The organism is Nocardioides campestrisoli (assembly GCF_013624435.2).
Taxonomy (GTDB): Bacteria; Actinomycetota; Actinomycetes; order Propionibacteriales; family Nocardioidaceae; genus Nocardioides; species Nocardioides campestrisoli.
The window spans coordinates 2,814,605-2,836,828 of record NZ_CP061768.1; the positions used below are offsets into that span (position 1 = coordinate 2,814,605).

A 22,224-nucleotide genomic window follows, 5' to 3' on the forward strand; every position below is an offset into this window, starting at 1 on the left:
GCTCCTTCTGTCCTGTCGCTGTCGTGTGCCTGTCGTGCGCCCGTGCGGCTGGCACCGCGGCCCGTCCGCGGGGGTCCGCGACCGGTCTGCGCCCGCTCGGCAACGAGACAGCATCCCACCGCGCGCCGGTGCGCGCCCGTGTGGGGTGTTCAATGGCGCAGATGCGGCTCTAGGCTGCCGTTCATGCCGCACATGAGGATCAGGGACGCCGCGTCCTACCTCGGCGTGAGCGACGACACCGTCCGACGCTGGGTCGACCGCGGCCTGCTCAGCGAGTCCACCGACGAGGCGGGCCGCAAGACGGTCGACGGCTACGAGGTCGCCCAGGTGGCCCGGCAGCAGGCCACGCCCCCAGGACCCCCCGGGGACGTCCTCAGCTCGGCCCGCAACCGGTTCGTCGGCCTGGTCACCGACCTCAAGGTCGACGAGGTGATGGCCCAGGTCGAGCTGCAGTGCGGGCCGTTCCGCGTGGTCTCGCTGATGAGCAGCGAGTCGGTGCGCGCGCTGGGCCTCGAGCTCGGCTCCGCCGCGGTCGCGGTGATCAAGTCGACCACCGTGATCGTCGAGACGACGGCGGACCGGTGAGAAGCCGCGTACTGACCGGGGTGCTCGCCCTCGCGCTCGCGCTCCTCGCTGGCGGCTGCTCACCGGACGGCGACGACCCCGACGCGACCACCCTGCGGGTCTACGCCGCGGCGTCGCTGGCCGGGCCGTTCGAGCAGCTGGCCGAGGAGTTCGAGGCCGACCACGACGGGGTGGAGGTGCAGCTCAACCTGGCCGGCTCCTCCGACCTGGCCGCGCAGATCCTCGAGGGCGCGCCCGCCGACGTCTTCGCCTCCGCGGACACCGCCACCATGCGGAGGCTGCTCAACGAGCTCCTGGTCGCCGAGGAGCCGCAGCCGTTCGCCACCAACACCCTGCGGATCGCCGTACCGCCGGGCAACCCCGCCGGCGTCGCCACCTTCGCCGACCTCGCCGACCCAGACCTCCAGCTGGTCGTCTGCGCCCCCGAGGTGCCGTGCGGTGCGGCCGCCACCGAGGCGGCCGAGGCCGCGGGCGTCACGCTCGCCCCCGTCAGCGAGGAGCAGTCGGTGACCGACGTGCTGGCCAAGGTCACCTCCGGGGAGGCCGACGCCGGCCTGGTCTACGTGACCGACGTGCTCGCGGCCGGCCACCACGTCGAGGGCATCGACTTCCAGGAGTCGGAGGAGTCGGTCAACCACTACCCGATCGCGCCCGTCGCCGACAGCGCCCGGGCCAGGCTGGCCGAGGAGTTCGTCGCGCTGGTGCTGGGCGAGCGAGGCCAGGCGATCCTTGCCGACGCCGGCTTCGGCCCGCCGCGCCCCGGCTTCGACCCGTCGCCCGGCAGGACCGACGCACCATGAGCGGTCGGCACAGCCACGTCGACGTCCCCCGGTGGCTCTACCTGCCCGCCGCCGGAGGCGCGGCGTTCGTGCTGCTGCCGCTGGTGGCGGTGGTGCTGCGTACGCCGTGGGCAGACTTCCTCGAGCTGATCACCTCCGAGGCCTCCCGCGACGCGCTCGCCCTGAGCCTGCGCACCTCGGCGGTCAGCACGCTGCTCTGCGTCCTGCTCGGGGGCCCGATGGCGGTGGTGCTCGCCCGCACCCGGTTCCCCGGGCAGAGCCTGCTGCGCTCGCTGGTGCTGCTCCCCCTGGTGCTGCCGCCGGTGGTGGGCGGCATCGCGCTGCTCTACACCTTCGGCCGGCGGGGGCTCCTCGGGGGGACCTTCGAGCTGCTGGGCGTCCAGGTCGCCTTCTCCACCACCGCCGTGGTGCTGGCCCAGACGTTCGTGGCGCTGCCTTTCCTCGTGGTCAGCCTGGAAGGGTCGCTGCGCACCGCCGGCCAGCAGTACGAGGTGGTGGCGGCCTCCCTGGGCGCCCGGCCCAGCACGGTGCTGCGGCGGGTCACCCTGCCCCTGGTCCTCCCCGGCCTGGTCTCGGGCGCGGTGCTGGCGTTCGCCCGGGCGCTGGGCGAGTTCGGCGCCACCATCACCTTCGCCGGCAGCCTGCAGGGCGTGACCCGGACCCTGCCGCTGGAGATCTACCTGCGCCGCGAGACCGACGCGGAGGCCGCGGTCGCCCTCTCCCTGGTACTGGTGATGGTGGCGGTGCTGGTCATCGGGCTGGCCCGCCAGGGCAGGAGCAGCCTGTGAGCCTGCAGCTGGAGGCGGTGGTCGACGAGCGCGGCGTCGAGGTGTCCCTGGAGGTGTCCACCGGGGAGACCGTGGCCCTCCTCGGACCCAACGGCGCCGGGAAGTCGACGCTCCTGGCGGTGGCAGCCGGCCTGCTGACCCCCGACCGGGGCCGGGTGGTGCTGGACGGGCGGGTGCTCACGGCCGCCGGTCACCAGGACCGGAAGCACGTGCCGCCGCACGAGCGGCACGTCGGGCTGATGGCCCAGGACCCGCTGCTCTTCCCGCACCTGAGTGTCGAGGAGAACGTGGCGTTCGGTCCCCGCAGCACCGGGACCCCCCGGCGCGAGGCCCGCGTCCGGGCACGCGACTGGCTGCGCGAGGTCGGGGTCGACCCGGCGCTGGTCGGGCGGCGGCCCGCCGGCCTCTCGGGCGGCCAGGCGCAGCGGGTCGCGCTGGCCCGAGCCCTGGCCACCGACCCCCGGCTGCTCCTGCTCGACGAGCCCCTGGCCGCCGTGGACGTCTCGCACGCCACCGTGCTGCGCCAGACCCTGCGCCGGGTGCTCGCGGACCGGACCGTGGTGCTGGTCACCCACGACGTGCTCGACGCCCTGCTGCTGGCCGACCGGGTCGTCGTCCTCGAGCACGGGCGGGTCGTCGAGGACGGGCCGTGCGAGGAGGTGCTCTCCCGGCCGCGCAGCGCCTTCGCGGCGAGGATCGCGGGTCTCAACATGGTCCGGGGTACGTGGCGCGAGGGCGCCGTCCACTCCCCCGCCGGCCTGCGCGTCGAGGGGGTCCCGGACGGCTCCACCCCGGGCGAGGGCGAGCCCGCCGTCGCCGTCTTCCACCCCCAGGCCGTCTCGGTCTTCCTCCAGCAGCCCGGGGGCAGCCCTCGCAACGTGCTGCCGGTGACCGTCACCGCGCTCGAGCCGCACGGCGCGCAGGTCCGGCTGCGGGCCGGTGACCTGACCGCCGACGTGACCGCCCGCGCCCTGACCGAGCTCGATCTGGCCACCGGCTCCGAGGCGGTCTTCGTGGTCAAGGCCCAGGAGGTCGCCGTCTACGCCGGGTGAGAGACACCGCCGACGCGGCGGGTGGGACCGGGCTGGCATGGTGGAGGGTGATGGCCGAGAACGACGAGAAGAGCTCCGGGCTGGACATCGACTGGCTGCGTACCGTCGGCGGCGCGATGGCCGCGGTGACCAGCGCCGTCCTGCTGTCCACCCTCGGCGCCGCCGGCACGATCATCGGCGCGGCACTGGGCAGCGTCGCCGCCACCGTGGGCACCGCCCTCTACACACGCGGGCTCGCCAAGAGCAAGGACACGGTCGCCCAGGCCCGGGCGGTCGCGCTGCGCGCGCGGCCGGGACTGGAGATGCGCCGGATCGAGAACCCGGAGCCCGGGACGGCGAACCCACCGGCGGACGACGGGTCCGCCGGGCGGACCGCGCCGGACCTCTACGGTGACGCCGACCGGCAGGACGAGGCGGACCGGCAGGACCAGGACCCAGCCGACCTCGACCCAGCCGGCTCGGACCCGGACCAGGAGTCCGCCTCACTCGGCGACCGGCTGCGTGCCCTGCCCTGGAAACGGGTCACCCTGATGGCCGTCCTGGTCTTCGTGGTGGCGCTGGGCGCGATCACGGCCTTCGAGCTGGTGACCGGCCGCAGCGTCTCCTCGCGCACCGGCGGTGGCGACGGCGGTACCACGATCGGGCAGGTGAGCCGTGAGGTCTCCGACGTGGACCGGCCCGCCCGACGCGAGCCCCGCGAGCGCGAGCCGGGCGAGACGCCCAGCGAGAGCTCCAGCCCGAGCGCCCCGGCCACCCCGACGCCCAGCCCCAGCTCCGGCTCGACCCCGACCGACGGGTCCTCCCCCACGCCGTCGGAGCCGACCCTGGGCTCCACCCCGGAGTCGACGCCGACCGACCAGCCCACCCCCTCCGAGCCGGCCCCCAGCCCGACCGCGTCGGGCGCCAGCTGATCTCGCGGCACCCGGCCATCAACCGGCGTCGGGTCGGCCCTGGCGACCCTGGCGGGCCTGGTGCGGCTGGCTGGGTCCGGTCAACCTGCGTCGCGCGGGACCTGGGCGAAGGGGTGCAGGCCCCACGCCTCGGAGAAGGCCTCCCCGGCCTGCATCCCGCGGGTGCTGTTCCCGTGCTCGTCCAGCGGAGGGCTCCACGCGGCGAACCCGAGCCGCCCCGGGGCGACCGCGAGCAGGGCGCCGGAGACACCTGACTTGGCCGGCATCCCGGCGCGGTGGATCCAGCGTCCGCTGCCGTCGTACATGCCGCAGGTGGCCATCACGCTGAGCACCTCGGTGGCCGCGTGGGCCTCCATCACCCGCCGGGACGTCCCGGGGACCTCTCCCCAGCCCGCCAGCGTCGCGCCCATCGTGGCCAGGTCCGCCACGGTGACCTGGACCGAGCAGACCCGGGCCAGTGTCTCGACCGCGTGCTCGACCTCGCAGTGCAGCGTCCCGCCCCCGCGCATCAGATAGCCCAGGGCGCGGTTGCGGTCCGCGTGCTCGAGCTCGGCGGCCACCACCTGCTCGTCGACGTGCAGGTCGCGTCCGGCCGCGGCCGAGCAGACCTCCAGCACCCGGGCGACCCGCTCCTCCACCCCGGAGCCGGCGACCAGCGAGGCCGCCATCAGCGCCCCGGCGTTGACCATAGGGTTGGGCGGGCGGCCCGTCTCCTGCTCCAGCACCAGCGCGTCGAAGGGCTCGCCCGTCGGCTCGACGCCGATCGACCGGCGCACCTCCTCGCCCCGGTCGCACAGCGCGACGGCGTACAGGAACGGCTTGACCACGGACTGGATCGCGAACTCGACGTCGCCCTCCGCGGTCGCGGTGAGCTCGCCCTCGACCGTCCGCACCGCCAGGGCGAAGTGGTCGGCCGCGCCCTCGGTGTCCACGCTCGGGTCCCCCACCTCGCCCGAACGCTCGGGCAAGAGGCGCTCCCGCTCGGCCTCCAGCCAGCCGGCCAGGTCCCCGGTCTGCGTCATGGCCTCCGAGTGCCCCGCCTGCTGGCCGGGCAAACGAGGAGCCGCCCTGCCCGCCCCCTCCGCCCGGCCTGACCCCGTGTAACGCTGCGTTGTGACGTCTGACCACGCGTCATAGCGCAGGCGAGGTCTATCGGTCTAAGCAACGGGTCAGGCTGCTGCCGGTTTGGTCAGCAGTTGGTCCAGCGCTTGGGCTGGGGTTCGCATGTCGAGGGTAGGGCGTGGTCGGGCGTTGAGGCTGGCTGCGATCTGTTGCAGGTCTACGGCGGTGAATCGGGACAGGTCGGTGCCCTTGGTCAGCCAGTGCCGCAGCAGCCGGTTGGTGTTCTCGTTGGTGCCGCGCTGCCAAGGTGAGTGCGGGTCGCAGAAGTAGACCGGCATGTTCAACGCGAGCTGGATCTGGTCGTAGCGGGCCATCTCGACGCCACGGTCCCAGGTCAGCGAGCGACGCAGGTGCTCGGGCAGCGCGGACATCTCAGCGATCATCGCCTGGGCGACCGACTCGGAGTCGTGCCGGCCGGGCAGGTGCAGCAGCATCGTGAACCGGGTCGACCGCTCGACCAGGGTCCCGACCGCGACCCCGCCGTTGATGCCCATCACCAGATCGCCCTCCCAGTGCCCGGGTACGGCCCGGTCGGTGACCTCGGGTGGGCGCTGGCTGATCGTGAACGCATCCCGGTACGGGCTGTTGGACCTCTTGGCCCCGCCCTGGGGTTTGCGACGGGCCCGCTTGGTCGACAGCTGCCGGTGCAGGTCTTGGCGCAACGACCCACGCGTCTGGACGTACAAGGCCTGGTAGATCGTCTCGTGCGACACCCGACCCATGATCACGTGCGGCGACTCCTCACCCAGCACCCGGGCGATCAGCCGCGGGGACCACCCGGCGTCCATCCAGTCCTCGATCCGCCGGCACAGGCCGGGGTTCTCGACCAGCCGGAACTCCTTGGGACGACGACGACGCTCGTGCGCGGCACGGTGCGCCACCGGCCCCCAGTAGGTGCCGTCGGGGCCACGGTTGCGCGTGACCTCGCGACTGACCACTGACTTGTCCCGTCCGATCGCCCGCCCGATCCGGCCGTAGGACCAGCTCGCCTGCAGACCTGCCGCGATCACCGCCCGGTCCTCACCACTCAAGGGCCGTCGCGGGCGTGGCAGCTCGTCGGCGCCGCGCCCGCCCGGCGTGCGGGCAGGCGCGGTGCCGGGCAGACCACCCACCGTGCCGTACTGGATCACTGGACTCACAAGCCCCGAGGATTGCCACCACACCGTGCCGGCCCGCTCCGACACACCGGCACCACGGCAGGCCGCCTTGATCGACAGCCCCGCGCACACCAGCTCGAAGAACTCTTCGCGTTGCTCGTAAGACACATGCCGCTTCGGCATCTACAACACCACCATTCGTTGGCGTTGCTTCGACCGACTGACTCCGCCGCAGCGGTGGACGCCATAACGCCGCGTTACACGTGCGAGGTCGGGCAGGGGCAGCGGTGGGGGGCGGGGCGGACGGGCGTACGACGAGCTCGCGGCCGGCGTACGACGGGCAGTCAGACCGCGGAGTCGACCAGCGAGCCCTCGTCGGCCTCCAGCCCCGGCTCGACGACCGGGTCGGGACGACGCACGAACAGCGCGCCGACCACGGCCAGCAGGGAGATCCCCGCGCCCCAGACGAGGGCGGCGTGGATCCCGTCGGCCAGCGCCGTCACCTCCTCGACGCCGCGCTCGGCGCCGTCGACGGTGGTCCGGGTCATCACGGTGATGAACAGCGCGGTGCCGGCGGCTCCGGCAACCTGCTGGAGGGTGCTCACGATGGCGCTGCCGTGCGAGTAGAGCGCCCGGGGCAGGGAGCCCAGCGCGGCGGTCAGCAGCGGCGAGAACATGAAGGCCAGACCGATGTTGAGCAGCACGTGCCAGCCGATCACGGTGAGGACCGTCGAGTCGGCGCCCAGCGTGGTCATCCCCCACAGTGCGGCGCTCGCCACCGCGGCGCCCGGCGGGACCAGCGGCCGTGCGCCGTACCGGTCGAAGAGACCACCGACGACCAGGCCGAGGGCGCCGAGGGTCAGCCCGCCCGGCAGCAGCATCAGGCCCGCCTCGAGCGGCGTCTGGCCCAGGACGCTCTGCAGGTAGATCGGCAGCAGGATCAGGGTGCCGAACAGCGCCATCATGCTGACCGCGACCAGGACGGTGGCCAGCGAGAACGCCGGGGTCAGGAAGGCGCGCAGGTCGAGCAGCGCGCGGTCGCCCAGCGCGCCCTGGCGGACGACGAACGCCGCCAGCGCCAGCACCCCGACGGTCAGCGGGATCCAGATGGGCATCAGCGGGTCGCCCTCGGCGGCCTCGCCGATGCTGCTCAGGCCGAAGACCAGACCGCTGAAGGCGAACGCGGACAGCACCACCGAGAGCGAGTCGAGCGGCACTCGACGGGGCTCGGTGACGTTGCGGATCCACAGGCCGCCGAAGAAGGTGGCGAGGCCGGCGATCGGCAGCACCAGCCAGAACATCCACCGCCAGCTGAGCTGGTCGAGGACGACGCCGCCGATGGTGGGTCCGACGGCCGGCGCGACCGCGATGACGATCGAGATCAGCCCCATGGTGCGGCCCCGGCGCTCGACCGCGACCACGTTGAGCACGGTGGTGAAGAGCAGCGGCATCATCAGCGCGGTGCCGACCGCCTGCACGACCCGGCCGGCGACGAGCACCGGGAAGACCGGCGCAGAGGCCGCGATCAGCGTGCCCACCAGGAAGCTGGACATCGCGATCAGGAAGACCGTGCGCAGCGAGAGCCGCGTCATCAGGTAGCCGGTGACGGGGATGACCACGGCCATGGTGAGCATGAACGCGGTGGTCATCCATTGGGCGGTGGCCGCCCCGACGTCGAACTCGACCATCAGCTTGGGCAGCGCGACGCTCATGATCGTCTCGTTGAGGATCACCACGAAGGCGGCAGCCACCAGCAGGGCGATGAGGCGGCCCACGTGCGGCGGGGTCGCGTGGTCTGTGCCCGCCTGGGGATCGGACGTGGTGCTGTCTGGGGAGGGAACGGAGGTCACCGGGGTCCTTCGAGATCGAGGTACCGCCCTGTTCGGACGGCCAGGGGCCCAACGCGCGGGTCGGTACTTCTGTTCCCCCTCTCCTCCCGAGCGCGTGGACTGGGTAGCGGTGCTCAGGCGCAGCCCCGGCCACCGCTGCGAGGATCCGAGGCATGACGACCTCACCGACCGGCCGCCCCCGCCCCGGACTCGCCGCAGCCGCCCGGGTCCTCGTCGGGTCGTGCTGGGCGGGCACGCTGCTGAGCCTGGGCGCCGCCGGTCTGGGGTGCTGGGTGATGGCCGCCGACCTGTCCGCGACCGGGGAGGACTGGGACGGCCTCGGGCTCTTCCTCGGTGGCCTGCTCCTCCTGGTCGGGGCCCTGCTCGGGGTGCTCTGTGCGGCGCTCGCGCGGGGCGCCACCCGTGGCCTGCGCTCGTTGCGCGAGGACCGCCACCCGGGTGCCCTGGCACCGACGTCCTTCCTCGCCGCACTCGCCGGCTGGCTGGTCACGGGCTACGTGGTGGAGGCCACCGAGCTGGACCCGACCTTCCTGGTCGTCCGGATCGTCGCCCTGGCGGTGGCCCTGAGCGGCACCTTGACCCTGGTGCTGACGCTGGGCTTCCGTCACTCCCCCGGGTAGGCGAGCCCGATCTGCCGACGGACCTCGTCGAGGGTCTCCATCACCGCGATGCTCTCGCCGGGCGGCAGCACCGGTGACTCCTGGTGGCCCTCGCGCACGAGCCGCTCGAGCTCGCGCGCCTGGTACTGCATGCCGCGGCCCGGCCCTCGCCCGTCGAACTCCTCCAGCACGGTGCCGTCGGGCCGGACCACCCGCAGGGTGCTCGGCGCGTACCAGGTCGGGGCGATCTCGACCCGGGCGTCGGTGCCGAGGACGACGGCGTCGTTGCGGCCGGCCAGGTCCAGGGCGGTGTGCAGCACGGCCTGTGCTCCGCCGGGGTAGGTGAGGACCACGGCGGTCTGGCGGTCGACGCCGGTGGCCGTCGGGACGGACCGGCTGTCGATGGTGAGGGGAGCGCCGAACAGGTCCCAGGCGAACGAGACCGGGTAGATCCCCAGGTCCAGCAGCGCGCCCCCGCCCAGGGCCGGGTCCTGGATCCGGTGCGCGGGGTCCGCCGAGAGCTGCTGGCTGTGGTCGGCCACCAGCGTCATCACCTCGCCGAGCGCGCCGTCGGCGACCAGCTCGCGCAGACGCACCATGTGTGGGAGGAAGCGGGTCCACATGGCCTCCAGGACCACCAGCCCGCGGGCCCGGGCCTCGGCGACCACGGCCCGGGCCTGGGCGGCGTTGAGGGCGAACGGCTTCTCCACGAGCACGTGCTTGCCCGCGCGCAGCGCCAGCAGCGCGTGCTCGGCGTGCAGCGGGTGCGGCGTCGCGACGTACACGACGTCGACCTCCGGGGCCTCGACGAGAGCCTGATAGCTCCCGTAGACCGACGCGATGCCGCCCAGCTGGGTGGAGAACCTCTCGGCGCCCTCCCGGGTACGAGACCCGACGGCCTGCAGGCCCAGGCCGTCGCTCCTCAGGTCCTCGGCGAACTGCCGGGCGATTCCCCCGGCTCCCAGCACTCCCCAACGCAACCCAGCCGACATCGAGCAACCTCCCACGTGGTCCCGGCACGAGGTGCCGGGAAGAACCAGGGACACCGTACGCAGCCCCGCGTCCGGCGTCGCCTCCCGAGCGGCGGGCTCACGTGTCCGGCAGGTAACAGCACCAGCCCACCCGGGGTCCGGCCTGAGGCCCCACCCAGCATCGTCGGCAGGAAGCCTGGTGGGCCTCGGACCACCCAACTTGGGGATCTCTCTACCCCATCGTGGGGATGTTCGTCCCCTGCCCCTTCCTCGCGGACCCCCGGGCGGTCCGAATCCGCCGGTCACCGCGGGAGACACGGAGTTAACCCAGGCTTCTCGCGGTCGAAGCCAGCAGATCGCACCGGAGTTCCAGGATGGGACGGCGCCGCTCGGGCAGCGTCACTCATCACAGTCGGGGGGCCGTGCCGGTCGGCGCGCTCCTCCACGCATCCCCGGGGGAACACGCAATGGACGCACTGCTCGACCCACTCAGTCTCCAGGACCTCGACGTCGCGACCTTGCGCGCGGTGTTCCCGCTCGCCGTCGCCGGCCTGATCGTCTGGTCGCTGTGGCTCTACCGCTGCATCCTCTCGGCCCGCGCCAAGCCGGTCGTCAACGACTTCAGCACCACCACCTCCGTCGTCGTGCCGTCCTACCACGAGGACCCGGAGATCCTCATGCAGTGCGTGGCCAACTGGCGGTCCCAGGATCCGACCGAGATCATCATCGTGCTGGACGTGGCCGACACCGAGGCCTACACGCGGTTGAGCCGGTTGGCGGACCCCAGGATCCGCCCGGTGCTCTTCAAGCACTCGGGCAAGCGCTCGGCGCTCGGGGTCGGGATCCGGATGGCCACCTCGGAGCTCCTGGTGCTGACCGACTCCGACACCCAGTGGCTGCCCGGCCTGCTGGAGAACGTCCAGCGCCCGTTCGCCGACCCCGAGGTCGGTGGGGTGAGCACCCAGCAGAACGTCTTCCAGCGCCGGACCAGCCTGTGGCGGCGGATCGCCGACTGGATGGTCAACCTGCGCTACTACAACTACGTCCCGGCGATGGGCGCGGCCGGCGCCGTCGCCTGCATCTCCGGACGGACCGGGGTCTACCGGCGCAGCGTGGTGATGCCGGTGCTGGACAACCTCGAGAACGAGTTCTTCCTCGGCCGGCGGTGCATCGCCGGGGACGACGGGCGGCTCACCTGGCTGGTGCTCTCCTCGGGGTACAAGACCGTCCACCAGTCCTCGGCCAAGGCCTTGTCGATGTTCCCCGACACGTTCCGGGCCTTCGTCAAGCAGCGGGTCCGCTGGAGCCGCAACTCGTACCGGTGCTACCTCACCGCGATCTACAAGGGCTGGCTCTGGAAGGTCCCGTTCGTCACCAAGGTGACGGTGCTCCAGATCCTGCTGACCCCGGTGACCATGGGGATCACCCTGGGCTACCTGCTCCTCAGCCGGCTCGAGCCGACCACCACCAGCGCCGCGCTGGCGGCCACCTGGCTGGTGGTGGGGCGGGGCATCCGCGGGTTCTCCCACCTCCGGCGGCACCCCGGCGACCTCTTCCTGCTGCCGGTGATGACGCTGGTGGTCATCTTCGTCGCGCTGCCGATCAAGCTCTACGCGTTCCTCACCATGAACCGTCAGGGGTGGCTGACCCGGAGCGCGGAGACCGTCGGGGGCGAGGGCCAGACTGCGGCGACGCTCGAGCACCCAGCCGGCGCGCCGGCCGTGCCCGCGCAAGGACGGAGCAGGGCCGTGGAGCTCGCGGGCGGCCCCCGGTGACCCGCCGGGCCCGGGCGGTCGCGCCACTGACCGCCGCGGTCACGTCCCTGCTGCTCGCCTCCGGGCCGTCCCTGGGGGCAGCCCCGGCCGCCGCCGCGAGCGACGGGGGCACCCAGGGCTCCCCGGTCGCCTCGGAGGGCCGCGCCTATCCGGGCGACCCGGAGAAGGAGTCCGCCCTCGTGGCCGCCGAGGACTCGCGGCTGATCGAGGTGCGCACCGTGGGGGTCCTGGCCCGCTGGAAGCAGCAGCCCGTGAAGAGCCCCTACCGGCTCGCCACCGGCGGTGCCTACACCCTCGTGCTCACCGAGCGCTCCGACCCGTACACGGTCGAGGACCTGCTGGACCTTGCTCCCCAGACCTTCGTCCGGCAGCCCGACGGCGCCTTCCTGCTCTCCGAGCACGTCGTCGTGGAGTCGGGCGCCACGCTCAACCTCGCCGATCCCGGTGGCCTCCGGCTCCTGCTGGCCAGCGACGCGGACGGCTTCGTCTCGATCATCAACGACGGCGGCCGCCTCAACATCGCGGGCACCGAGGGGTCGCCCGCCGTCGTGACCAGCTTCGACCGGGAGGACGAGGCCACCGACACCCTGACCGACGACGGCCGTGCCTACATCCGCTCGATCGGCGGGCAGGTCTCGATCTCCGACGCCGAGCTGCGGGCGCTCGGCTTCTGGAGCGGTCGCACCGGGGGCCTCTCCCTCACCGGCACGGACCGGCCGAACAGCGGCTCGCTGGACCGGCTGGCCGACTCCCTCGAGATCGGGGCCGTGCCGGGGACCGGACCGACCGTGCAGGGCAACCGCGACTCCGCCCTGGGCGAGGTGCTGCCCGCCGGAGACCTGCCCCTGCCGGTGGTCGACGTGGACGCCCCGCGCTACAGCTTCGTCTCCGCCGCCCTGGACCGCACGTCGGTGACGCAGAGCGCCTTCGGCCTGTTCGTCTCCGGGGCCTCGGGGCTCGACGTCCGGGACAGCACGTTCGACCGCAACCTAGTCTCCGGCCTCGTGCTGCACCGGTACGTCGTGAACGCGGTCGTGGAGGGGACCTCGGCCGGCGAGAACGGCCAGGACGGGATCGTGCTGGCCAGGGCCACCACCGGGATCGTCCTCTCCGAGGTGCGGACCGAGGGCAACGCCCGCAACGGGGTGACCATCTCCGGGCGCCCGCTCGCCGACGGGCCCAGCGCCACCGGCACCAGCGTCGGCAGCTACGGCAACAACACGATCACCAACAGCGTCTCCGACGACAACGGCCGGTACGGCGTCGAGGTGATCGGCGGCACCAGGGTCCGGGTGCTGGCCAACCAGGTGCGCGCCAACTCGGTGGGGATCGTGGTCCGGGACCTGGCTCAGGAGGTCTCGGTGATCGGCAACACCGTCAACGCCTCGGGCACCCAGGGGATCGCCGTACGGGACGGGGTGACGGACGGCGTCGTCTCGGGCAACCTGGTCGACGGAGGCGAGACCAGCCTCTACATCCGCGACTCGGAGGCCGACGTGGAGCACAACACCCTGACCGGCGCCTCGAACCACGCTGTCAGCATCGTCGGGCGGGCGGGTGACACCGTGGTCGACGCGAACACCCTCACCGGCCGGGGTCCCAGCGCCATCGAGACCAACCGGGCCGAGGACGTCGACCGCACCGGGTGGGACAACGACACTCGCGGGTGGCACGACACCACGCCGTTCCTGGTGACGCTCAAGCGCTTCCTCCAGCCGTTGACGCTGATGTGGCTGCTGCTGGGGGCGCTGCTGCTGTTCACCGCGGTCCGAGGCGCGCGGGCCCGCCCCGAGAAGCTCCATCCCTACGCCGACAAGCGACCGCTCCACGACCCGTCGGCCGTCGTGGTGCCGGACCGGGTGCCCCAGGAGGCCGGCCGATGAGCGCTCCGCAGTGGTCGCGAGACCGGGTCCGGGACGTGGCCGCCGGTGCTGCTGCCGGGATCCTGCTCACCTCCCTCGTCGCGGCCCTGGTCGCGGCCCTGGCCTGGCCGGAGACCTCCCGCACCGGCGCCGACCAGGGCGGTGCCCCGCCGGCGGTGAGCGTCCCCCCGGCGCCGACGACCGATCCCACGCCCGTCCCGGCGGCCACCGAGCCCACCGCCACCCCCGAGGAGGTCGAGGAGGAGGACGGTGGGGAGCCCTCCGAGGCGCCGGTCCTGCCGAACGCCGCGCCCGCCGGCACCGGTCCCCTGCCGGAGACCGACCGGGTCGACTGCCCGCCGGCCACCACGACCGTGAGCTCGGCCGAAGAGCTGGAGGCCGCTCTGGACGACGCGGCGCCAGGCGACAGCATCGCGCTGGCGGAGGGCACCTACTCCGGCGAGTTCGTCGCCTCCGCCTCCGGCACCGAGGCGGACCCGATCTTCCTGTGCGGCCCTGCGGACGCGGTGCTGGACGGCGGCGACGTCGAGGGGGGCTACACCTTCCACCTGGACGGGGCAACGCACTGGCGGCTGGTCGGCTTCACCGTCTCCGGCGGCCAGAAGGGCGTGATGGCCGACGGCACGGTCGGCTCGGTCATCCAGGGGCTGACCGTCACCGGCACCGGCGACGAGGCGATCCACCTGCGCTCGCACAGCACCGACAACGCGGTGCTCGACAACACGATCCGCGAGACCGGGCTGCGCAACGAGGAGTACGGGGAGGGCGTCTACATCGGCTCGGCGGTGAGCAACTGGTGCACCTACACCGGGTGCGAGGCCGACCGGAGCGACCGCAACGTGATCGACGGGAACACGATCTCGAAGACCACCTCCGAGGCGATCGACCTCAAGGAGGGCACCACCGGCGGCGTCGTCTCCGGCAACACCTTCGACGGCTCCTCGCTCAGCGGCGCCGACTCGTGGGTCGACGTCAAGGGCAACAACTACCTGATCGAGGGCAACACCGGCACCCACGCCACCGAGGACGGCTTCCAGACCCATCAGATCCTCGACGGGTGGGGTGACCACAACGTCTTCACCGGCAACCACGCCGACGTCCAGGGGCCCGGGCACGCGATCGCCTCGTGGCCGGAGGAGTCCAACGTCGTCCGCTGCGACAACACCTTCACCGACGCCGGGGAGGGCCTGAGCAACATCCCGTGCGGCTGAGCGCCTGCACACCGGCACCGTCGCCACCGGCACCGCCACCACGAGCAGTGCCACCACCAGGACCGCGCGCACCAACCACAGGGGGAACCATGAGCAGCACCGAGCAACGACCGCGCATCACCGTCCTCGGCACCGGCTACCTCGGGGCGACCCACGCCATCTGCATGGCTGTTCTGGGCTACGACGTCCTCGGCGTCGACACCGACCCGGCCAAGATCGACGCGCTCGCCTCCGGCCAGGTGCCCTTCTTCGAGCCCGGGCTGCCGGAGCTGCTGCGCAAGGCGCTCGACTCGGGCCACCTCTCCTTCAGCACCGACCTCGCCGAGGCCGGGGAGTTCGGCGACGTCCACTTCATCTGCGTCGGCACCCCGCAGAAGGCCGGCTCGGACGCCGCGGACCTGCGCTACGTGGAGGGAGTGGCGCGCGACCTCGCCCCGTTCCTGCGCCGACGGTGCCTGGTGGTCGGCAAGTCCACCGTGCCGGTCGGGACGGCGGCTCGCCTGACCACGCTGCTGCAGGACAACGCGCCCGCCGGGACTGACGTCGAGCTCGCGTGGAACCCGGAGTTCCTGCGAGAGGGGTACGCCGTGGAGGACACGCTGCACCCGGACCGGCTGGTCTTCGGGGTCGCCTCCGCCTGGGCCCAGGAGTGCCTGGAGGAGGTCTTCGCCCCCCTGCTCGCCGAGGAGGTGCCGGTCGTGGTCACCGACCTGGCGACCGCCGAGCTGGTCAAGGTCGCTGCCAACTCCTTCCTCGCGACCAAGATCTCCTACATCAACGCCATGGCCGAGGTGTGCGAGGCGACCGGGGCCGACGTCCAGGACCTGGCTCGCGCCCTCTCCCACGACTCCCGGATCGGCGGTCGCTTCCTCCAGCCCGGGCTGGGGTTCGGCGGGGGCTGCCTGCCCAAGGACATCCGGGCCTTCGTGCACCGCGCCGAGGAGCTCGGCGTCGGGAGGTCGGTGGCCTTCCTGCGCCAGGTCGACGCGATCAACAAGCGCCGACGGGCACGCACGGTCGACCTGGTCCGCGAGGAGGCAGGAGGCGACCTGCGGGGTGTCCGCGTGTGCTGCCTGGGAGCGGCGTTCAAGCCCAACTCCGACGACATCCGCGACGCACCCGCCCTGGACGTCGCCCGGATGCTGCAGCAGGAGGGCGCCGTCGTCTCCGTCTACGACCCCGAGGCGATGGAGAACGCCCGCCGCACCTACCCCGACCTGCAGTACGCCTCGGGCGTGATGGAGGCGGCCGAGGGCGCTGCGGTCGTGGTCCTGCTCACCGAGTGGGAGGTCTTCCGGGAGATCGACCCGTGGTTGCTCGGGCAGGTGGTGGCGGGACGGACGGTGGTCGACGGCCGGCACGCTCTCGACGCGGCGGGCTGGCGCACGGCGGGCTGGACCTACCGGGCGCTGGGTCGGGCGAGCTGACCGCGGTGCAGCGGCGGAGGAGGGACCCGGACGTGCCCGACGGGTACCGGCGCGGGCCGTCGGCGGCGGGACCGGTCCTGCTCGCGCTGCTCGTCGCCTTCCTGGCCGGCTCCTGCCGTGACGGCCAGGGAGGCGAGGACCGCGGAGTCGTCCCCTCCCCCGCCACCGGCGAGCCCACCGTGGCCTCCGGCACCGCGGCGCCGGACCCCGCCTGCACGCCGCGGCCTGGGCGCCGGGTCGAGACCGTCCCCGACGTGCTGGTGCCCGCCGTCGAGGTCCCCGCGGTGGTGGGCGAGGACGGCGAGGTGCTCGTCCCGGCGCTCACGATCCCCGCCCAGGAGGTCGACGGCGGCTGCGTGGTCCACCACGACGCGCCCGGCGGCTGTCTCGGCGCGGTCGAGGTCACCGGAGCCACGATCCCCCCGGCCGTGATCCCCGGGGCCGAGCTGGACGGACGGGTCTATCCCGAGGTGCTGGTCCCCGGCGCGAGCGTGCCGGGAGCTCGCGCCCCCCAGGTCTGCCGGGTCGAGCGGGACGACCAGCTCGTCGGCGTGACCCGGGCCGGGGTGGTCCGCGAGGGGTTCGCCCGCGACGGAGCCGCGCGACCGGGGGACGACCGAGTCCCGACCGTGCGCCTGGCGCCCGTGCGGGTGCCGGACGTCGACGTGGATCCCGAGCGCCTGGAGTCCCGCCGGCTGCGTGAGGCCGACGGGGTCAGCGTCCTCCAGGGCTCCGGCACCACGTCGTACGTCGCCTCCTCGGGCGTCCTGTTCGACAGCGACAGCGCCGCCCTGCGTCCCGAGTCCAGGGCTTCGCTGCTCGCGATGGCGCGCCAGATCGGCCGCTCCGTCGCCGGCGAACGGGTGCTGGTGGAGGGGCACACGGACGACCGCGGTGACGAGGCCTACGGCATGCGTCTCTCCCGGGCGCGGGCGAGCGCGGTGGCGGACTGGCTGGTGCGCGAGGCAGGGCTGGAGGCGGACGACGTGACGACCCGCGGGTACGGCGAGACCCGGCCGGCCCACCCCAACGACAGCGAGGCGAACCGGGCCCGGAACCGCCGGGTGGTCATCACGGTCGTGGGCGCAGGGCGCTGAGGGGCTCCCATGGCCCCCTGCTGGTACGCCTCGCTCCTGCGGACGACCAGCGCGCCTGTCGTCGCCCTCGCCTCGACGCTGGTCCCGGCCGCGAGAGCTCAGCCGTCGAGGACGACGGCGTCCCCAGTGCGCACCTGTCCCGGCACGGACACCTCGGCCTCGACCCCGAAGGCCAGCCCGGCGCCGGGCGGGCGCTCGCCCGCCAGCGTCTTGAGCAGCGTCAGGTCACGCACCGCGGTCTCCGGGTCCAGGTCGATCACGGCGCACCGGTAGACCGGACCGGTCACCGTCAGCTCGGCCTGGCCGACCCGGAGCCGACGTCCGGTCCAGGTGTCCTCCGCACCGGCCGGCAGGTCGGGACCGTCCAGCTCGAGCGTGGCCCGGAAGCGTGCGCCCGCCACGGGAACCCCGACCCGCTCCCCCAGCCGGCGCAGCGAGGGCCGGGTGACCAGGGTGACCGCGCCGCCGTAGACCACCTGACCCGGTGGCGCGCTGACCAGCGCGACCTCGCGACCCAGGTGGGCGGAGAAGAGCGCGGCCCAGGGACCGTCCTGCACCTCGACCCGGACCGGGCGGCCCCAGTAGTCGACCTCGAGGACCTGCCCGCTGCCCCGGGGTCGGTCCTGCGCCGACCCGGTCGGAAGGACGACGCCGAGGCTGGTCCCGTCCCAGGTCACGCGCGCCTGGAGCAGGCGGGGGTTCTCCACGGTACGCAGGCACCGCTGGGTGGCCGGGTCGACCAGGCAGAAGATCCGGTCGCCGACGGCACCCGTCCCGGCGAGCGACACGGACTGCCTGGTCTCGTGCCGCGCGCCCTTGAGCGGGGTGAGCCCGAGTCGAGTGACCTCCATGCCGGCACTCTGCCAGCCGGACGGCTCAGGCGCTCTGCAGGATCCGGCTCTCCACCTGGGCCACGACCTCCGGGGTGAGGTCGACCAGGCCGTGGGCCTGGGCCGCGTGCGCGGCGACCTGACCCAGCAGCGCCTGCTTGTCGGTGTGCTCGAACCGGGCGGCGCAGCCGGGCATCACGTCGCCGCAGGCCAGGGTGAAGGTCATGGTGTCTCCTCGTGCTGATGGGTGTGGGACTGGACGTGCTGGCTGATGTCCGGCCCGGAGCCGCGCTCGAAGTCGGGCTCCGAATCGGGCTCGGGCGGGACGCTGGCCGGGACCCGGACCCAGAGCACCGCGCCCCGGTCGTCCTGCTCGATCCCGAGCGTGCCCCCGTGCGCGACGGTGAGCGCGCGGGCCAGGTAGAGCCCGATGGTCACGCCGGTGGCGTCGTCGTTGAGGTCGAACGGCTCGAAGAGCGCCTGCAGCACCCCCGGGTCGATGGGGTCGGCGTCCCGGACCACCCGCAGCTCGGTCCACGGCGGCACGGAGACGACCTCCAGCCGCAGCGACCGGGGCTCGGGCAGGGACCGGCCCGCGTGCCACAGGTCGCGCAGCACCCGGGCGAACAGGGTGGGGTCCACGGTGACCGGCACGTCCAGGCCGGTCTCCGGTGCAGCACCGTCCGGCACGTCGCTCAGCCCCTCGACCAGCTCGCGCACCGTGACCGTGCGCGGGGCCAGGCGCAGCAGGCCCAGGGAGGCCGCGGCCAACAGCTCCACGTCGAAGGTGCGCTCGGCCAGCCGGGTCAGCGCCTCCCCCAGCCGCCCGACGGTGCGGGTGAGCATCGGGTCGAGCTCCTCGTCCCCCAGCATCGCCACCCAGCCCTGGGCGACGGCCAGCGGCGTACGCAGCTCATGGGCGAAGGCGGCCAGGAACCGGTCCCGCTGCCTCGCCGCGTCCGGGTCCGGGCGGTTGGTCACCGCCCCGGTGCCGGCGTCCACGAAGGCACGCACCCACCGCTGCAGGACGGCCGGGTCGACGGCCCATCGCCGCGCCGCGGCACTGGGATCGCTGCCGGCCAGCACCTCGAGCACCGCCGCCACCCGCGGGTCCTCGGCCACCGGGACGTGCTCCGGGACGTGCTCCGGGACGAGCGTCAGAGGGGCGGCGTTCACCCGTCCCATATCGGCCGCACCGGGGCGGACCTGAGCCCTGGGCTAGCCCGGTCAGGCCCGCGCCGTCTCCTCCACCTCGGCCGCCCGGCGGGAGGCGAGCGCGGCGAGGCCGGTGGTGATCGGCACGGCAGCGACCAGGCCGAGGGTCGCGACCACGCTGCGCACGATCTCCTGGGCGATGACCTGGTCGGTGACCACGCCGCCCAGCGGCTCGCTGGCCGCCACCAGCAGGATGATCAGCGGCAGCGCGGAGCCGGCGTACGCCAGGACGATGGTGTTGACCACCGAGGCGATGTGCGAGCGGCCCACCCGGCTGCCCGCGCGGTAGAGCTGGCCGACGGTGTACGCCGGGTTCGCCCGGGCCAGCTCCCCCACGGTGCTGGCCTGGGTGACGGTGACGTCGTCCAGGACACCGAGTGAGCCGATGACGATGCCGGCCAGCAGCAGGCCCTCCATGTTGACCTGGTGCGTCATCCCCACCGCGGTGGAGATGTCGTCGGTGATGCCGCTCAGGTGCAGCCCGGCCACGGCCAACGCCGACAGGGCCGCGGTCAACGTCAGGCTGGCCAGGGTGCCGAGCAGCGCCACGGTGGTGGAGAGCGAGAACCCGTGGGTGAGGTAGAGGACGGTCAGCATGATCGCCGAGGAGCCGACGATCGCCACCGCGAGCGGTGGCTCGCCGGCCAGGATGGCCGGCACCACGAAGAAGACCAGCAGCCCGAAGGTGACGGCGAGGCCGACCAGGGCGGTGAGCCCGCGCCACCGGCCGAACGCGACCAGGGCGAGCGCGAACGCACCGAGCAGTATCCAGAGCTCGGAGGCCCGCTGGTGGTCGACGATCGAGTAGACCTCCCCGTCGGGGGTCTCGCTGACGATCATCACGACGTCGTCGCCCTCGTCGACCTCCGGCGCACCGGGCCCGTTGGGCAGCGGCGCCTCGACCCGGCGGTCGGAGTCGTCGGCCTCGCTCAGCTCCACCTCGGCGGAGCCGCAGCCGTTGACGTCGTCGGGCAGCTCCTGGGCGCAGGCCTCGCGCTCGATCGCCGTGACCCGTCCCTCGAACTGCGTCACCCCGGGAACCTGCTCGGTCTCGATCGGCTCGCTGGACGGCCACAGCCACACCAGCGAGACGAGGGTCAGCAGGGCGATCGGGACGATCACCAGCGCGGCGGCGACCTGCACCCGTCGCGAGTCCCCTGCTGCGTGACGCGCGGAGTGCGAGTGCACGTGCATGGTGAGGCGGTCCTCCGGACTCTCTCGAATGCGACTGGCCGACGCCCCCATCGTACGGCGGCTCGTCAGCGACGGGTCACGGCGTGCTGAGCGGCTCCTCGGCCCGGGGACGCCGCCGCACCGCGCGGCGGATCACCGAGCCGGGCTTGGAGGCCAGCAGCGGGTCGAAGTCCTCGGTGACCGGGGTGAGCCGGCTCTCGTCGACGAAGACCGCCCCGTCGCGCACCTCCTGGACCAGGTCGCGGCCGAGCACGGCGCCGGCGGTGCCCATCCCGCCGTACATGGTGGCGTTGATGCCGAACAGGTGCTCGGTGCTGTTGCCGGCCAGGAAGAGGCCGGGGATGTGGGTCTTGACCCGCGGCCGGAACGGGCCGAGGTTCTTCAGCAGCGGCGCGATGCCGTAGCAGTTGCCGTCGGTGGTGAGGGTGAACCGCTCCTGGGTGATCGGGGTGGAGGCCTCGCAGAAGACCAGCCGCTCCCGGATGTCGGGGATCATCAGCTCGGCGGTGTCAAGCACGCGCTGGGTGAGCTCCTCCTTGAGCGCCAGGTAGCGCTCGTCGCGCCCGTAGCTGCCACCGTCGGCGGGCCCGGTCTCGACGTTCCAGAACTCGTACTCCTTCGGGGCCCAGCTGACCAGCTCGAGCGTGGAGTAGCCGGGCGGCGCGGAGTGCGTCCCCTCGGGGTCCTTGGCCGTCGGGCAGCTGATGCCGACCGGCATCTGCTCAGGGCACCGGCCGGCGGCAACCTCGCGGTAGTAGCCGTCGATGTCGTTGGTCGGCCAGACCCAGGCCAGCGGCGGGGTGTCGCGCTCGCGCAGGTCGACGTCGAGGGCGACGTAGACGGCGAACATGGGCAGGGTCATCTCCAGGTTCTTCACCCGGCGCCGCAGCCGGCGGGTCAGGTGCTCGTCACCGACCAGCTCGGCCCAGGTCTTCTTGAAGTCGGCCGCGGAGACCACGGCCTCGGCCCGGATCTCCTCCCCGTCGCGGAGCCGGACGCCGACCGCTCGGCCGTCCTCGATCAGGATCCGCTCGACCCGGGTCTTCGTGCGGACCCGGCCGCCGTGGGTCTGGATCACGTCGGTGAGGTGGGCACCGATCATCTGACCCCCGCCGCGGGGGTAGTAGGCGCCGGTCTGGAGGTAGTGGTCGAGGAAGCCGGCGTGGAAGGCGGCCGGCGTCCGGTGCGGCGGCCACGTGTAGTCGCCGTTCTCCGCCAGGATCACCGCCTGCGCGTCAGCGCTGAGCCCGCAGGCCTTCATCAGCGTGGTGATCGGTCGCACGCCCCAGCGCAGCAGCGCCAGCGGCCGCTTGAACCGCCGGTCGTTGGTGGCGATGCCCCGCATGATGTCGACGCAGCGGCGCAGCCCCTCCTCCTCGTCGGGGAAGGCGGCGATCAGGCGCTCGAGGTAGGTGTCCCAGCCGGTCGGGGTCTGGAACGTCGTCCCAGGGATCATGATCTGGCAGTGGCCCTCGGCGCGTTGACGCAGCCAGTTGATCCGCTCGGTCAGGGCGAGCCCCGAGAGCGTGGTCTGCATCCGGCCGCCGGGACCGCACTCGCCGACGTAGTGGGTGCCCACGTCGAACTCGAACTTGTTGCCGGCGCGGCGGAAGACCTGGGTGCTGCCGCCGACGACCTGGTTGGCCTCGAGCACCAGCACCTTCTTGCCGTTGGCCGCGAGGTAGGCCGCGGTGGTGAGACCGCCGGGGCCGGCGCCGACGACGACCACGTCCCAGGTCTCGGGGTCCTCGTGCGAGCCCGGGGTGGGGGGCGTGCTGGTCTGCGTCATGGCGCACCGCTTTCGAAAGTGATCTGGA

General features: G+C 73.2%; 20 protein-coding genes. 11 read left to right on the plus strand and 9 right to left on the minus strand.

Going from position 1 to position 22,224, the window contains the following annotated elements:
* Window positions 1-183 precede the first annotated feature (183 nt).
* From H8838_RS13220 to H8838_RS13240, 5 genes are read left to right on the plus strand one after another with little or no spacing between them, the layout of a single operon-like run.
* Window positions 184-585 carry a TOBE domain-containing protein gene (locus tag H8838_RS13220; protein WP_181312894.1) on the plus strand — a complete coding sequence of 134 codons (402 nt, stop codon included), beginning with the start codon at window positions 184-186 and terminating at the stop codon, window positions 583-585.
* Window positions 582-1,385 (plus strand): molybdate ABC transporter substrate-binding protein, encoded by an 804-nt coding sequence (modA, locus tag H8838_RS13225; protein WP_185995791.1) that lies wholly within the window; start codon window positions 582-584, stop codon window positions 1,383-1,385. The genes H8838_RS13220 and modA overlap by 4 nt, the downstream gene beginning before the upstream one ends.
* The gene (locus tag H8838_RS13230) at window positions 1,382-2,173 is read left to right on the plus strand and encodes an ABC transporter permease (protein ID WP_181312896.1); all 792 of its coding nucleotides are present in this window, start codon (window positions 1,382-1,384) and stop codon (window positions 2,171-2,173) included. The genes modA and H8838_RS13230 overlap by 4 nt, the downstream gene beginning before the upstream one ends.
* Complete coding sequence (locus H8838_RS13235; protein WP_181312897.1) at window positions 2,170-3,225, plus strand: sulfate/molybdate ABC transporter ATP-binding protein; 1,056 nt, start codon at window positions 2,170-2,172, stop codon at window positions 3,223-3,225. The genes H8838_RS13230 and H8838_RS13235 overlap by 4 nt, the downstream gene beginning before the upstream one ends.
* 50 nt (window positions 3,226-3,275) lie before the next feature.
* Window positions 3,276-4,136, plus strand: coding sequence for a hypothetical protein (locus tag H8838_RS13240; protein WP_185995790.1), 861 nt, complete (start codon window positions 3,276-3,278; stop codon window positions 4,134-4,136).
* An 80-nt stretch (window positions 4,137-4,216) separates the two neighbouring features.
* Here the strand turns inward: H8838_RS13240 and glsA are convergent, their stop codons facing one another.
* The 3 genes from glsA to H8838_RS13255 form a co-directional block, all read right to left on the minus strand.
* Window positions 4,217-5,158 (minus strand): glutaminase A, encoded by a 942-nt coding sequence (gene glsA / locus H8838_RS13245; RefSeq protein WP_185995789.1) that lies wholly within the window; start codon window positions 5,156-5,158, stop codon window positions 4,217-4,219.
* 147 nt (window positions 5,159-5,305) lie between these two features.
* Window positions 5,306-6,538 (minus strand): IS30 family transposase, encoded by a 1,233-nt coding sequence (locus H8838_RS13250; protein WP_185995629.1) that lies wholly within the window; start codon window positions 6,536-6,538, stop codon window positions 5,306-5,308.
* 161 nt (window positions 6,539-6,699) lie between these two features.
* Entirely contained in the window at window positions 6,700-8,130 is a 1,431-nt protein-coding gene (locus H8838_RS13255; RefSeq protein WP_224766122.1) for an MDR family MFS transporter, read from the minus strand.
* A 227-nt stretch (window positions 8,131-8,357) separates the two neighbouring features.
* Here H8838_RS13255 and H8838_RS13260 point away from each other — a divergent pair, with 227 nt between their 5' ends.
* A complete protein-coding gene (locus tag H8838_RS13260; protein WP_185995788.1) occupies window positions 8,358-8,825 on the plus strand; it encodes a hypothetical protein in 468 nt (155 codons plus the stop codon).
* On the opposite strand, the gene H8838_RS13265 is transcribed toward H8838_RS13260, so the two are convergent.
* Complete coding sequence (locus tag H8838_RS13265) at window positions 8,810-9,796, minus strand: Gfo/Idh/MocA family protein (RefSeq protein WP_185995787.1); 987 nt, start codon at window positions 9,794-9,796, stop codon at window positions 8,810-8,812. The two genes, H8838_RS13260 and H8838_RS13265, sit on opposite strands and share 16 nt — an antisense overlap.
* A gap of 446 nt (window positions 9,797-10,242) precedes the next feature.
* Between H8838_RS13265 and H8838_RS13270 the strand changes: the two genes are divergently transcribed.
* The 5 genes from H8838_RS13270 (at window position 10,243) to H8838_RS13290 (ending at window position 17,168) form a co-directional block, all read left to right on the plus strand.
* Window positions 10,243-11,550 (plus strand): glycosyltransferase, encoded by a 1,308-nt coding sequence (locus tag H8838_RS13270; RefSeq protein ID WP_185995786.1) that lies wholly within the window; start codon window positions 10,243-10,245, stop codon window positions 11,548-11,550.
* A complete protein-coding gene (locus tag H8838_RS13275) occupies window positions 11,547-13,433 on the plus strand; it encodes a right-handed parallel beta-helix repeat-containing protein (protein WP_185995785.1) in 1,887 nt (628 codons plus the stop codon). The genes H8838_RS13270 and H8838_RS13275 overlap by 4 nt, the downstream gene beginning before the upstream one ends.
* A complete protein-coding gene (locus tag H8838_RS13280) occupies window positions 13,430-14,644 on the plus strand; it encodes a right-handed parallel beta-helix repeat-containing protein (RefSeq protein ID WP_181312395.1) in 1,215 nt (404 codons plus the stop codon). Before H8838_RS13275 ends, H8838_RS13280 begins: the two co-directional genes overlap by 4 nt.
* An 89-nt stretch (window positions 14,645-14,733) precedes the next feature.
* On the plus strand, window positions 14,734-16,071 hold the full coding sequence (locus H8838_RS13285; RefSeq protein WP_181312394.1) for a UDP-glucose dehydrogenase family protein: 1,338 nt from the start codon (window positions 14,734-14,736) through the stop codon (window positions 16,069-16,071).
* A 32-nt stretch (window positions 16,072-16,103) separates the two neighbouring features.
* Window positions 16,104-17,168: an OmpA family protein gene (locus tag H8838_RS13290; protein WP_185995784.1), complete on the plus strand. Its 1,065-nt coding sequence runs from the start codon at window positions 16,104-16,106 to the stop codon at window positions 17,166-17,168.
* A 98-nt stretch (window positions 17,169-17,266) separates the two neighbouring features.
* Here the strand turns inward: H8838_RS13290 and H8838_RS13295 are convergent, their stop codons facing one another.
* The 5 genes from H8838_RS13295 to H8838_RS13315 form a co-directional block, all read right to left on the minus strand.
* Window positions 17,267-18,019: an MOSC domain-containing protein gene (locus H8838_RS13295; protein WP_185995783.1), complete on the minus strand. Its 753-nt coding sequence runs from the start codon at window positions 18,017-18,019 to the stop codon at window positions 17,267-17,269.
* A gap of 25 nt (window positions 18,020-18,044) precedes the next feature.
* Window positions 18,045-18,224, minus strand: coding sequence for a DUF1059 domain-containing protein (locus tag H8838_RS13300; RefSeq protein ID WP_181312391.1), 180 nt, complete (start codon window positions 18,222-18,224; stop codon window positions 18,045-18,047).
* Window positions 18,221-19,174 carry a sensor histidine kinase gene (locus tag H8838_RS13305; RefSeq protein WP_185995782.1) on the minus strand — a complete coding sequence of 318 codons (954 nt, stop codon included), beginning with the start codon at window positions 19,172-19,174 and terminating at the stop codon, window positions 18,221-18,223. The genes H8838_RS13300 and H8838_RS13305 overlap by 4 nt, the downstream gene beginning before the upstream one ends.
* Window positions 19,175-19,225: 51 nt before the next feature.
* Window positions 19,226-20,407, minus strand: a complete 1,182-nt coding sequence (locus H8838_RS13310) for a YibE/F family protein (RefSeq protein WP_181312389.1) — start codon at window positions 20,405-20,407, stop codon at window positions 19,226-19,228.
* Window positions 20,408-20,483: 76 nt separating this feature from the next.
* Window positions 20,484-22,196, minus strand: a complete 1,713-nt coding sequence (locus H8838_RS13315) for a phytoene desaturase family protein (protein WP_185995781.1) — start codon at window positions 22,194-22,196, stop codon at window positions 20,484-20,486.
* Window positions 22,197-22,224 lie beyond the last annotated feature (28 nt).

Coding starts and splice junctions, on each gene's coding strand:
- H8838_RS13250 (WP_185995629.1), bottom strand. CDS start 6,538: ATGCCGAAGCGGCATGTGTCTTACGAGCAACGCGAAGAGTTCTTCGAG.
- H8838_RS13265 (WP_185995787.1), bottom strand. CDS start 9,796: ATGTCGGCTGGGTTGCGTTGGGGAGTGCTGGGAGCCGGGGGAATCGCC.
- H8838_RS13230 (WP_181312896.1), top strand. CDS start 1,382: ATGAGCGGTCGGCACAGCCACGTCGACGTCCCCCGGTGGCTCTACCTG.
- H8838_RS13300 (WP_181312391.1), bottom strand. CDS start 18,224: ATGACCTTCACCCTGGCCTGCGGCGACGTGATGCCCGGCTGCGCCGCC.
- H8838_RS13295 (WP_185995783.1), bottom strand. CDS start 18,019: ATGGAGGTCACTCGACTCGGGCTCACCCCGCTCAAGGGCGCGCGGCAC.
- H8838_RS13220 (WP_181312894.1), top strand. CDS start 184: ATGCCGCACATGAGGATCAGGGACGCCGCGTCCTACCTCGGCGTGAGC.
- glsA (WP_185995789.1), bottom strand. CDS start 5,158: ATGACGCAGACCGGGGACCTGGCCGGCTGGCTGGAGGCCGAGCGGGAG.
- H8838_RS13240 (WP_185995790.1), top strand. CDS start 3,276: ATGGCCGAGAACGACGAGAAGAGCTCCGGGCTGGACATCGACTGGCTG.
- H8838_RS13260 (WP_185995788.1), top strand. CDS start 8,358: ATGACGACCTCACCGACCGGCCGCCCCCGCCCCGGACTCGCCGCAGCC.
- H8838_RS13270 (WP_185995786.1), top strand. CDS start 10,243: ATGGACGCACTGCTCGACCCACTCAGTCTCCAGGACCTCGACGTCGCG.
- H8838_RS13280 (WP_181312395.1), top strand. CDS start 13,430: ATGAGCGCTCCGCAGTGGTCGCGAGACCGGGTCCGGGACGTGGCCGCC.
- H8838_RS13285 (WP_181312394.1), top strand. CDS start 14,734: ATGAGCAGCACCGAGCAACGACCGCGCATCACCGTCCTCGGCACCGGC.
- H8838_RS13310 (WP_181312389.1), bottom strand. CDS start 20,407: ATGCACGTGCACTCGCACTCCGCGCGTCACGCAGCAGGGGACTCGCGA.
- H8838_RS13315 (WP_185995781.1), bottom strand. CDS start 22,196: ATGACGCAGACCAGCACGCCCCCCACCCCGGGCTCGCACGAGGACCCC.